Raw genomic sequence first — 12,981 nt, 5'->3', positions numbered from 1 at the left:
ACATATAATGGGCTGTGAATATTGTTATTTTTTAGTGTCATTAGCTAAAATTTTATCAGCATAGAGTTCATGCCCTATGACCACTAAAGATTATCTTGTAAATTTCCCTTGAGTAAAATGATTGACTAAGTATAATAGCGCCTCACTTCTAGAGTCACTCTTAATTCCCAAACAACTAAGAATCACTCGGTAAGTGTAAGTACAAATTGAAGGGGTATAGTTCCAATTGGTAGAACAGCGGTCTCCAAAACCGACGGTTGGGAGTTCGAATCTCTCTACCCCTGCCATTTTTTAGTAAAGTGCTTATTAGTTAAATAATAGGGGCTTTAGATTTTAACCTCGATTTTATCGAGGTGCTTTGTCTTAGCTTAGACACGTAATTACAGGTAGTAGATATGAATGCAAGTACTGAAACTGAACCAAGTGGTTCATTTGATTTTTTAAAGTGGGGCGTAATTGTTTTACTTTTAGCTGGCGCAGTTGTCGGTAATTACATTTTTGCTGAACAGTCAATTCTTGTTCGCGCTTTAGCTGTAGTTGCTGCTATTGTTATTGCAGGTCTTGTTGCTATGCAAACAGTTAAAGGTCGTACTGCTGTAGCATTCGCTAAAGAATCTCGTACAGAAGTACGTAAAGTGGTTTGGCCAACACGTCAAGAAGCAGTGCAAACAACGGGTATAGTATTAGTGGCAACATTAATTATGTCTTTATTGCTTTGGGGTTTAGATTCAGTTCTTTTCTGGGTAGTTGGATTAATTACTGGATTAAAAGTAGGTTAAGGTACCGTCATGACTGAAGAAATTACAATTACAGATACGCCTGAAAAAAACAATAATCCTAAATTACGTTGGTATGTAGTACAAGCGTTCTCTGGTTACGAAGGTCGTGTACAAAAAACATTACTAGAGCATATTGGCATTCATGGCTTAGAAGAAAAGTTTGGCGAAATTTTAGTGCCAACTGAAGAAGTTATTGAAATGCGTGCTGGGCAAAAGCGCAAAAGCGCTCGTAAATTTTTCCCAGGCTATGTATTAGTTCATATGGAATTAGACGATGAGTCGTGGCATTTAGTTAAAAGTGTGCCACGAGTATTAGGCTTTATTGGTGGTACTAAAGAAAGACCGGCTGCTATTACACAAAAAGAAGCTGATAGAATTTTACAGCGTCTAGAAGATACAGATAAGCCTAAACCTAAAACATTATTTGAGCCAGGCGAAGTGGTACGTGTTATTGACGGTCCATTTGCTGACTTTAACGGTGTTGTTGAAGAGCTGGACTACGAGAAAAACCGTATTAAAGTATCGGTGCTTATTTTTGGTCGTTCAACACCTGTTGATTTGGAATTTGGTCAAGTCGAAAAAGGCTAGTATCAAGTACTTACTAAATCCTAAAGAGCCAGAGTTTTTACTCTGGCTTTTTTATGTCTAGTACTTCCTATATTTGTTCTTTGTTCTCTGTAGATACTTTGATTAATATTTTACAGGGAGGAAAGCATGAGGAAAGATTTAAGGCTCTTATCGGTTATAGATTTTGCTTTTCACTTCTCATTTAGTCCTCCTTCATTTCTCCCTGTGAATAGTTTTTTTATGTGAATGTGAAATCAATGAAAAGCGCACGAGTTATGTGCAATTTTTAGAATGACATTTGTCCATCTCTAGACTCTGATTAATAATTAACAGGAAGGAAAGAATGAGGAAAGATTTGAGCTTTGTATAGATTTTATTTTTCACTTCTTATTTAGTCCTCCTTCCTTTCTCCCTGTAAATAATTTTATTAAGTGACTTTTAATTTTACATAAAGCCCAGAAATTTTCCTTATTTAGGTGCAGTACTAACGCTTCGCGATGTTTTTTTATACAAATATAAATCTAATCTTGCACAACGACCTTTGAATAATATATAATCCGCTGCCGATTTTATCTGATGAAGAGAAAATCGATTTTTTGTTAACGGGGAGCTGATTTTAATGATCAGCGTTAGAACCCATACTAAAGGTATTAAAACCATGGCTAAAAAAGTCACAGCTTTAATCAAGCTACAAGTTGCTGCTGGTGCAGCAAATCCGTCACCACCAGTTGGTCCTGCACTAGGTCAACACGGTGTGAACATCATGGAATTCTGTAAAGCGTTTAACGCAAAAACAGATTCTTTGGAAAAAGGCGCTCCAGTTCCAGTAGTTATTACTGTATATGCTGATCGTTCTTTCACGTTTGAAACCAAAACTCCACCTGCTGCTTACTTACTTCTTAAAGCTGCTGGTGTTAAGAGTGGTTCTGGTCGTCCTAACACTGATAAAGTTGGTACTGTTACTACAGCACAACTTGAAGAAATTGTTAAGACTAAAGAAGCTGATCTTACTGCTGGTTCTATGGAAGCTGCAGTGCGTACCATTGCGGGTTCTGCTCGTTCAATGGGTTTAGTGGTAGAGGACTAATCAATGACTAAATTATCAAAACGCACTCGTCTTATCCGTGAAAAAGTAGACGTATTAAAAGAATATGACATCGCTGAAGCTATCGCTTTACTTAAAGAGCTAGCTACTGCTAAATTCCGCGAAAGCGTAGATGTTGCAGTAAACCTTGGCATAGATGCTCGTAAATCTGATCAAAACGTTCGTGGCGCTACTGTGTTACCAAACGGTACTGGTCGTGATGTACGTGTTGCTGTATTTACACAAGGCGCTAACGCTGATAAAGCGAAAGAAGCCGGTGCAGACATCGTAGGTATGGAAGACTTAGCAGAGCAAGTTAAAGCCGGTAAAATGGATTTTGACGTTGTAATCGCTACACCAGACGCTATGCGTGTTGTTGGTCAACTAGGTCAGATTTTAGGTCCACGTGGTCTAATGCCTAACCCGAAAGTTGGTACAGTTACACCTGACGTTGTTACTGCTGTAAATAACGCTAAAGCGGGTCAAATTCGCTACCGCAATGACAAAAACGGTATCATCCATACTACTATTGGTAAGGCTGATTTCGACGATGCTAAATTGCAGGAAAACCTTGAGTCATTATTGGAAGCGCTTAAAAAAGCAAAACCAGCTAATGCTAAAGGCCAGTACATTAAGAAAATTTCTGTTTCAACTACTATGGGTGCCGGCGTTGCCGTTAACCAAGCTAGCTTGACAGTATAGTTTTCTGTAGGGTGTCGAAAATCGACACTTTACAAGGGCGAAATTGTAGACTATAATTTCGCCCCTTAAATTTTGGTAGGTGTTGTCTAACTATTAGCATTTATTTGCTATAGACAACCCCGTCAAAGACCGTAGGAGCTGATACGATTCTTCGTTGAAAGCTTAATATTTCCTACGTAGATGGTGATTACCCAGTATTTCCTAATTCTGGTCCTCGCCGTAACGGCCTAAGCGAATATTAATTGGCTTAGGGATAGTAAATACCGGTTATATTTTGCCGGTGAACCAGGAGTAAAGCCAATGGCTATCAATCTTGATGACAAAAAAGCAATTGTTGCTGAAGTTCAAGAAGCTGCCAATGGCGCTCAATCAGCTGTAGTCGCGGATTCACGCGGTGTTTCAGTTGAAGCAATTACTGTATTACGTAAGCAAGCACGTGAAAACGGCGTATGGATGAAAGTTATCCGTAACACGTTAGCACGTCGTGCATTACAAGGTACTGACTTTGAATGTGTTTCTGACACATTAGTTGGTCCATCATTAATTGCATTTTCAAACGAGCATCCAGGTGCAGCAGCACGTTTATTCACAGATTTCGCTAAAACTAACGAAAAATTTGAATTAAAAGCAGCAGCATTTGAAGGTAACGCAGTAGACGTAAACATGTTAGCTAAGCTACCTACTTACGACGAAGCAATTGCACGTTTAATGAGCGCTATGAAAGAAGCATCTGCAGGCAAACTTGTCCGCACAATTGCTGCAGTACGCGATCAGAAAGAGCAAGAAGCTGCTTAATAATTGTTTTCCTCTGCTATTACTTAAACATATGCAGAGCACAATTCGCACTTTTTGTATTTATAGTTATTTCAAACAGCCAAAGGCTGTTTATTAAAAAACAGGAAATTTAAAATGTCTATTTCTAAAGACGATATCCTAAACGCAGTTGCTGAAATGTCAGTAATGGACGTTGTTGCACTAATCGAAGCAATGGAAGAGAAGTTTGGCGTATCTGCTGCAACTGCTGTTGCTGCTGCTGGCCCAGCTGAAGCTGCTGAAGAGAAAACTGAATTTGACGTAGTAATGACTAGCTTCGGCGAGAAGAAAGTTGCTGTAATCAAAGCAGTTCGTGGCGCTACAGGTCTTGGCTTGAAAGAAGCTAAAGATTTAGTTGAATCAGCTCCTAAAGCGATTAAAGAAGGCGTTGACAAAGCTGAAGCTGAAGAGCTTAAGAAAACTCTTGAAGAAGCAGGTGCTTCTGTTGAGATCAAATAATCTGTTTTTAAACAGATTATTTGCCTGAAAAGGCAATGGCTGGTGATTTAAACGTCACCGGCCTTTTTGCGCTAAAGAAAGTGGTTTTTTTTTAAACCAAAACAGTGCATTATTTGATACTTGATAAAAGAAGTATCACTGCAATATCCTGTCTTTTTTGAAGGCAGATCGGCCATAACCAGCAAGCTGAGGAACCCCATGGTTTACTCTTACTCTGAAAAGAAACGTATTCGTAAGGACTTTGGTAAAAGTGTGCAAGTAATGGACTATCCATTCTTGTTATCAATCCAACTCGAATCTTTCCGTAAGTTTATTGATATTGATCCAACAGGTGAAACAGGCCTAGAGGCTGCATTTCATTCTATTTTTCCAATTAAAGCTTATTCTGGTAGCTCAGAATTACAATTCGTAAGCTATCGTTTGGGCGAGCCGTTATTTGATGTTAAAGAATGTCAAATCCGCGGTATCACCTACTCTGCGCCATTACGCGTTAAATTACGTTTAGTCGTTTATGATAAAGAAGCGGCGGCAGGCACAGTAAAAGATATCAAAGAACAAGAAGTATACATGGGTGAAATACCATTAATGACTGACAACGGTACGTTTGTCATCAATGGTACTGAGCGTGTTATTGTTTCTCAATTACACCGTTCTCCAGGTGTGTTTTTCGATCATGATAAAGGGAAAACGCATTCTTCAGGTAAAGTGTTATATAACGCTCGCGTTATACCTTACCGTGGTTCATGGTTAGATTTCGAATTTGATCCAAAAGATAACTTATTTGTTCGAATTGACCGTCGTCGTAAATTACCGGCGTCAATCATTTTGCGTGCCTTAGAGTACTCAACTGAAGAAATTTTAGATATCTTCTACGATACGACTAATTTTACGATTAAAGGCGATAAGCTAATAATGGATTTAATTCCAGAACGCTTACGTGGTGAAACAGCTACTTTCGACATAAAACTCCCTAAAGGTGATGTTTTAGTTGAACAGGGTCGTCGTATTACCGCACGTCATATTCGCTCTTTATCAAAAGAGAAAATGAAAATTTTAGAAGTACCTGCAGAGTATATTGTAGGTAAAGTACTATCTAAAGCATACATTGATGAGTCTACTGGTGAAGTAATCGCTGAAGCGAATGCTGAGATTACGCTAGAATTACTAGCTGAATTAAGCCAAGCGGGACACAAAGTACTCTCTACTTTATATATGAACGAATTCGATGTTGGTTCATATATGTCAGACACACTTCGCGTAGATAACTCAACTAACCGCTTAGAAGCACTAGTTGAAATTTACCGTATGATGCGTCCTGGCGAGCCACCGACAAAAGATGCAGCTGATACGTTATTTAATAACTTATTTTTCGCACTAGAACGTTATGACCTATCAACAGTTGGTCGTATGAAGTTCAACCGTCGTGTTGGCAATGCTGATGATGTCGGTACTGGTGTATTATCTAAAGAAGATATCATTTCAGTAATGAAAACTTTGATCGGCATTCGTGACGGTAAAGGTGAAGTTGATGATATCGATCACTTAGGTAACCGTCGTATCCGTTCTGTTGGTGAAATGGCAGAAAACCAATTCCGTGTTGGTTTAGTACGTGTTGAGCGTGCTGTTCGTGAACGTTTAAGTCTTGGTGACTTAGATGCGATCATGCCACAAGATTTAATTAACGCTAAGCCGATTTCTGCTGCCGTTAAAGAATTCTTTGGTTCATCACAATTGTCACAATTTATGGATCAAAACAACCCATTGTCAGAAGTGACGCATAAGCGTCGTATCTCTGCTTTAGGGCCAGGTGGTTTGACACGTGAACGTGCAGGTTTTGAAGTACGTGATGTACATCCAACGCATTATGGTCGTGTTTGTCCAATTGAAACGCCGGAAGGTCCAAACATTGGTTTGATCAACTCGTTATCGTGTTATGCACGTACTAACGATTTCGGTTTCTTGGAAACTCCTTACCGTAAAATTGTTGATGGTTTAGTGACAGATGACATAGATTACCTTTCTGCAATTGAAGAAGGTAATTTCGTTATTGCACAAACTACAGCTGCAGTTGATGCCGATGGTAAATTGGTTGAAGGCTTAGTTGCTTGTCGTCATAAAAACGAATTTACACTAATGTCTGCTGAACAAGTTCAGTATATGGATGTTTCACCACAACAAATCGTTTCAGTAGCGGCATCACTTATTCCGTTCCTAGAACACGATGATGCTAACCGGGCCTTGATGGGCTCGAACATGCAACGTCAAGCTGTACCTACATTAAGAGTGGATAAACCACTTGTTGGTACGGGTATGGAGAAAATTGTTGCGGTTGATTCTGGTGTAACAGTTGTTGCTAAACGTGGCGGTGTTGTTACTTACGTTGATGCTTCACGTATCGTCGTTAAAGTTAATGAAAATGAAATGCACGCTGGTGAAGCGGGTATTGATATTTATAACTTAACTAAATACACCCGTTCAAACCAAAATACTTGTATCAACCAACGTCCATTGTGTCGTATGGCTGAGCCTGTAGTTCGTGGTGATGTTTTAGCAGATGGTCCTTCTACAGATATGGGTGAATTGGCACTTGGCCAAAACATGCGTATCGCTTTCATGCCTTGGAATGGTTACAACTTTGAAGATTCAATGTTGTTATCTGAGCGTGTAGCTACAGAAGATCGTTTCACTACGATTCATATTCAAGAATTAACTTGTATCGCTCGTGATACTAAACTTGGCAGTGAAGAAATTACTGCTGATATTCCAAATGTTGGCGAATCTGCATTATCTAAATTAGATGAAGCGGGTGTTGTTTACATTGGAGCTGAAGTTAATGGTGGCGACATCTTAGTGGGTAAAGTTACTCCTAAAGGTGAAACACAATTAACACCAGAAGAAAAACTTTTACGTGCAATCTTTGGTGAAAAAGCCGCTGATGTTAAAGACAGCTCTTTACGTGTCCCTAACTCAGTGTCTGGTACTATCATCGATGTACAAATCTTCACCCGTGACGGTGTAGAAAAAGATGCTCGTGCTGTTGAAATCGAAGAAATGCAACTTAAACAAGTTAAGAAAGACTTGGGTGATGAGTTCAGTATTTTAGAAGATGGTATATACGCTCGTGCGAAGAAATTGTTATTAGCGTCAGGTTTAAATGAATCTGATCTAAACAGTATGTCTCGTGATAAGTGGTTAGTTCAAAACTTGGCTGATGAAGGTCAACAGTCAGAGCTTGAACAAATCGCTGAACAATACGACAACATTAAAGCAGACTTTGATAAGAAGTATGAAGTTAAGCGTCGTAAAATCACTCAAGGTGCTGATTTAGCGCCAGGCGTATTGAAAATAGTTAAAGTTTACTTAGCTGTTAAACGTCGTATCCAGCCAGGTGATAAAATGGCCGGTCGTCATGGTAACAAAGGTGTTATTTCAAACGTAGTACCTGTTGAAGACATGCCTTACGATGAGCACGGTGTTCCAGTTGATGTTGTACTTAACCCGTTGGGTGTACCATCACGAATGAACATTGGTCAGATCCTAGAAACACATTTAGGTATGGCAGCGCGTGGTATTGGTGAGAAAATTAACCGTATGTTGGAAGCTCAATTAGAAATTCACAAATTACGTGAATTCTTAAAAGAAGTTTACAACTTAGGTGAGTCTCGCCAAGAAGTTGATATTGATTCATTCTCTGATGATGAAATTATGCGCTTAGCAGGTAACTTACGTGCAGGTCTTCCAATTGCTACTCCAGTATTTGATGGTGCAAGTGAGAAAGAGATTAAAGACTTATTTAAACTTGCTGATATGCCTGAAAGTGGTCAATTTACGCTTACTGATGGCCGTACTGGTCGTAACTTTGAGCGTCCTGTGACTGTTGGTTACATGTATATGTTGAAACTGAACCATTTAGTTGATGACAAAATGCATGCGCGTTCTACGGGTTCATACTCGCTAGTAACGCAACAGCCTCTTGGTGGTAAAGCACAGTTTGGTGGTCAGCGTTTCGGTGAGATGGAAGTATGGGCACTTGAAGCATACGGTGCCGCTTATACCTTGCAAGAAATGCTAACGGTTAAATCTGATGATGTTAACGGTCGTACTAAGATGTATAAAAACTTAGTTGACGGTGATCATCGTATGGAACCGGGCATCCCTGAATCATTCAACGTATTGTTGAAAGAAATTCGTTCGTTGGGTATCAACATCGAATTAGATCAGGACTAGGCTACCTTAAGCTACATTGCTGACACTTAGCAGCTGCTATAAGTCAGTACAGGGAGAGAACAGATAACTGTTCTCTCCGGTATTTAACTCCGACAGGAGAGAGTGTGTGAAAGATTTACTTAAGTTTCTTAAGCAACAAAATCAAACAGAAGAGTTCGATGGAATTCGCATCGGGCTAGCTTCACCTGACATGATTCGTTCATGGTCATTTGGTGAAGTAAAGAAACCTGAGACGATTAACTATCGTACTTTTAAGCCGGAACGAGATGGTTTGTTCTGTGCGCGTATATTTGGTCCAGTTAAAGACTACGAATGTCTTTGTGGCAAATACAAACGCCTTAAGCATCGTGGTGTAATTTGTGAAAAATGTGGCGTTGAAGTTACATTAACTAAAGTTCGTCGTGACCGTATGGGTCATATCGAATTAGCAAGCCCAGTTGCTCACATTTGGTTCTTAAAGTCATTGCCATCACGTATCGGTCTATTATTAGACATGACGTTACGTGATATAGAGCGTGTACTTTACTTTGAATCTTATGTTGTTACCGAACCTGGTATGACGACATTAGAAAAAAGCCAAATTCTAACTGAAGAAGAATATCTTGATGCGTTAGAAGAGCACGGTGACGAATTCGACGCCCTTATGGGTGCTGAAGCGGTACTTGCGTTATTACAACAGATTGATCTTGATGGCGAAGTAGCGCAAATGCGTGAAGAATTGCCTGAGATTGGTTCTGAAACTAAGCGTAAAAAAATCACTAAACGTTTAAAATTAATGGAAGCATTCGCAGCATCAGGTAACAAACCTGAGTGGATGATCATGAACGTTTTACCAATTTTACCACCAGACTTACGTCCGTTGGTACCTTTGGATGGTGGCCGTTTCGCAACGTCTGACTTAAACGATTTATACCGTCGTGTAATTAACCGTAACAACCGTTTAAAACGTCTTCTTGACCTAGTAGCACCAGATATCATCGTACGTAACGAAAAGCGTATGTTGCAAGAGTCTGTTGATGCATTGCTAGATAATGGTCGTCGTGGTCGCGCAATTACTGGTTCTAACAAACGTCCTCTTAAATCACTTGCCGATATGATCAAAGGTAAGCAAGGTCGTTTCCGTCAGAACTTACTAGGTAAACGTGTAGATTACTCTGGTCGTTCTGTAATTACTGTTGGTCCTACATTACGTTTGCATCAATGTGGTTTACCGAAAAAAATGGCACTAGAATTATTCAAGCCATTTATTTACGGTAAATTAGAAGCGCGTGGATTAGCCACAACAATCAAAGCTGCTAAGAAATTGGTAGAGCGCGAAGGCGCTGAAGTTTGGGATGTACTTGACGAAGTAATTCGTGAACATCCGGTTATGCTTAACCGTGCACCAACACTTCATAGATTGGGTATCCAAGCGTTTGAACCTGTATTGATTGAAGGTAAAGCGATTCATTTGCATCCGTTGGTTTGTGCGGCATATAACGCCGATTTCGATGGTGACCAAATGGCGGTACACGTACCGTTGACAATCGAAGCACAAATGGAAGCACGTACGTTGATGATGTCAACGAATAACGTACTTTCTCCAGCGAACGGTGACCCTATCATCGTACCATCACAGGATGTTGTATTAGGTTTATATTACCTAACACGCGATCGTGTAAATGGTTTAGGTGAAGGTATGATTTTTACCGACATCAAAGAAGCTGAAAAAGCATACCGTACAGGTTTTGCTGAACTTCATGCGCGTGTAAAAATTCGTATTACTGAACATGTGCGTAATGCTGAAGGTGTACTTGAGCCTATTACTAAGCTTCGCGATACGACTGTTGGTCGTGCGATCTTATGGCAAGTATGTCCAGATGGCATGCCTTATGATCTTATTGATCAGCCACTAGGTAAAAAGCCAATTTCAAAACTGATTAACCATGCGTACCGTAACTTAGGTCTTAAAGATACTGTTATCTTTGCTGACCAAATTATGTACACAGGTTTCCACTACGCGATGATCGCGGGTGCTTCAGTTGGTATCGACGATATGGTTATTCCAGCGGCGAAATACACCATCATCGAAGATTCAGAAGAAGAAGTTAAAGAAATTCAAACTCAGTTCGAGCAAGGTCTTGTAACTCAGGGTGAAAAATACAACAAAGTTATTGATATTTGGTCTTCTGCCAACGAGAAAATCTCGAAAGCGATGATGGACAACTTATCAAAAGAAACAGTAATAAACCGTGATGGTGAGCCAGAAGAGCAAGACTCTTTCAACTCAATCTACATGATGGCGGATTCTGGTGCTCGTGGTAGTGCCGCTCAGATTCGTCAGCTTGCAGGTATGCGTGGTTTGATGGCTAAACCAGATGGCTCAATCATCGAAACACCAATCACCGCTAACTTCCGTGAAGGTTTGAACGTATTACAATACTTCATCTCTACTCATGGTGCGCGTAAAGGTTTGGCTGATACGGCATTGAAAACAGCTAACTCGGGTTACTTAACTCGTCGTTTAGTTGATGTTGCACAAGATTTGGTTGTTACCGAACATGATTGTGGCACATTAGACGGTCTACAAATGACACCATTGATTGAAGGTGGTGATGTTGTTGAGCCGTTACGTGAACGTGTTCTTGGTCGTGTTGTAGCTGAAGATGTTGTTAAACCTGGTACTGATGAAGTGTTATTACCTCGTAATACACTTATTGACGAAGCTTTATGTGATTTCATTGAAGAAAACTCAATTGATCAAATGAAAGTTCGTTCAATCATTACTTGTAAAACAGATTTTGGTATTTGTGCTCATTGTTACGGTCGTGATTTGGCTCGTGGTCATATGATTAACCAAGGTGAAGCGATTGGTGTTGTGGCAGCACAATCTATCGGTGAACCTGGTACTCAGTTAACCATGCGTACGTTCCATATCGGTGGTGCTGCATCTCGTGCATCTGCTGAAAACAACGTACAAGTTAAGAACACAGGTACACTGAAACTACAAAACGCTAAGTTTGTAACTAACTCAGCAGATCACTTAGTGATTACTTCACGTTCATCTGAACTGACAGTAATTGATGAGCTTGGTCGTGAGAAAGAACGTTACAAAGTACCTTACGGTACTATCTTGAATAAGAAAGATGGCGAAGCAATTACCGCAGGCGACATCATTGCTAATTGGGACCCGCATACGCATCCAATTATTACTGAGGTTGGTGGTAAGGTTCAATTCGTTGAGCTTATCGATGGCGTAACTATGGTTCGTCAAACTGATGAACTTACTGGTTTATCAAGTATTGTCGTGACTGAAGCTGGTCAACGTAACACTGCAGGTAAAGAAATGCGCCCAGCGGTTAAGTTAGTTGATGCTAAAGGTAATGATGTAATGATCGCTGGTACTGAAATTCCAGCACAGTACTTCTTACCAGGTAACGCGATTATTAACCTTGAAGATGGTGCAGAAGTTGGTATTGGTGATGCGTTAGCGCGTATTCCACAAGCATCGTCAAAAACTCGTGATATTACCGGTGGTTTACCACGTGTTGCCGATTTATTTGAAGCACGTAAACCTAAGCTTCCAGCTATCTTAGCTGAGAAAACAGGTATTATCGCTTTCGGTAAAGAGACTAAAGGTAAAGTGCGTTTACTTATCACTCAACCAAGTGGTGAAGTATACGAAGAGATGATCCCTAAAATGCGTCAATTAAACGTGTTTGAAGGTGAATCTGTACTTAAAGGTGAAGTTATTGCCGATGGTCCAGAGTCTCCACACGATATCTTACGTTTACGTGGTGTTGCACCAGTGGCTAACTACATTGTTAACGAAGTACAAGAAGTATACCGTTTACAAGGTGTTAAGATTAACGATAAGCACATCGAAGTTATCGTACGTCAAATGATCCGCAAGTGTGAGATCTTAGATGCCGGTGATAGTAATTTCCTTAAAGGTGAAATCCTGGAAGTTGCGCGTGTAAACATCTCTAATCGTGAGTTAGAAGCTGAAGGCAAGCAACCAGCTGAATACGAAATGCAAATGATGGGTATTACTAAAGCATCATTAGCAACTGAGTCATTCATCTCGGCTGCATCTTTCCAAGAAACGACACGTGTACTTACTGAAGCAGCAGTAGCTGGTAAGAAAGACAAACTTCGTGGCTTGAAAGAGAATGTTATTGTTGGTCGCTTAATCCCAGCAGGTACAGGTTACTCTTACCATCAAGAACGCGCGCGTGCTAAAAACGCCGTTCCGGTAGAAGAAGTAACAGTATCAGCTGACGACGCAGCGCAAGCATTAACAGATGCTTTAAATGCAGATTTATCTTCATAGTAAATGATAAAGATAAATCGGTTAAAAAGCAGATGATT

8 protein-coding genes and 1 tRNA gene are annotated in these 12,981 nt (G+C 40.1%); all 9 read left to right on the top strand.

Annotation, left to right across the window (positions count from 1 at the left end; all coding sequences use genetic code 11):
- Nucleotides 1-210 precede the first annotated feature (210 nt).
- The 9 genes from A3Q33_RS07235 to rpoC all read left to right on the top strand — a co-directional run bounded on the left by A3Q33_RS07235 (nt 211) and on the right by rpoC (nt 12,943).
- Nucleotides 211-287: transfer RNA gene (locus tag A3Q33_RS07235), tRNA-Trp, on the top strand.
- Nucleotides 288-395: 108 nt separating this feature from the next.
- Nucleotides 396-779 (top strand): preprotein translocase subunit SecE, encoded by a 384-nt coding sequence (gene secE / locus A3Q33_RS07230; protein WP_081151017.1) that lies wholly within the window; start codon nt 396-398, stop codon nt 777-779.
- A gap of 9 nt (nt 780-788) precedes the next feature.
- Nucleotides 789-1,367, top strand: coding sequence for a transcription termination/antitermination protein NusG (gene nusG, locus A3Q33_RS07225; protein ID WP_081151019.1), 579 nt, complete (start codon nt 789-791; stop codon nt 1,365-1,367).
- Between the two features lie 637 nt (nt 1,368-2,004).
- Complete coding sequence (gene rplK, locus A3Q33_RS07220) at nt 2,005-2,433, top strand: 50S ribosomal protein L11 (protein ID WP_081182378.1); 429 nt, start codon at nt 2,005-2,007, stop codon at nt 2,431-2,433.
- Between the two features lie 3 nt (nt 2,434-2,436).
- The gene (gene rplA, locus A3Q33_RS07215) at nt 2,437-3,132 is read left to right on the top strand and encodes a 50S ribosomal protein L1 (protein ID WP_081151021.1); all 696 of its coding nucleotides are present in this window, start codon (nt 2,437-2,439) and stop codon (nt 3,130-3,132) included.
- Nucleotides 3,133-3,432: 300 nt separating this feature from the next.
- Complete coding sequence (gene rplJ, locus A3Q33_RS07210; protein ID WP_081179366.1) at nt 3,433-3,927, top strand: 50S ribosomal protein L10; 495 nt, start codon at nt 3,433-3,435, stop codon at nt 3,925-3,927.
- A gap of 114 nt (nt 3,928-4,041) precedes the next feature.
- Nucleotides 4,042-4,404 (top strand): 50S ribosomal protein L7/L12, encoded by a 363-nt coding sequence (gene rplL / locus A3Q33_RS07205; RefSeq protein WP_081151025.1) that lies wholly within the window; start codon nt 4,042-4,044, stop codon nt 4,402-4,404.
- 198 nt (nt 4,405-4,602) lie between these two features.
- Nucleotides 4,603-8,631 (top strand): DNA-directed RNA polymerase subunit beta, encoded by a 4,029-nt coding sequence (gene rpoB, locus A3Q33_RS07200; RefSeq protein WP_081179365.1) that lies wholly within the window; start codon nt 4,603-4,605, stop codon nt 8,629-8,631.
- Nucleotides 8,632-8,737: 106 nt separating this feature from the next.
- The gene (rpoC, locus tag A3Q33_RS07195) at nt 8,738-12,943 is read left to right on the top strand and encodes a DNA-directed RNA polymerase subunit beta' (RefSeq protein WP_081179364.1); all 4,206 of its coding nucleotides are present in this window, start codon (nt 8,738-8,740) and stop codon (nt 12,941-12,943) included.
- The last annotated feature ends 38 nt before the right edge of the window (nt 12,944-12,981 follow it).

Source organism: Colwellia sp. PAMC 21821 (assembly GCF_002077175.1).
Classification (GTDB): domain Bacteria; phylum Pseudomonadota; class Gammaproteobacteria; order Enterobacterales; family Alteromonadaceae; genus Cognaticolwellia.
Note: the sequence above shows the minus strand (reverse complement) of the source record. Positions and strands in the feature narration are given on the sequence as shown.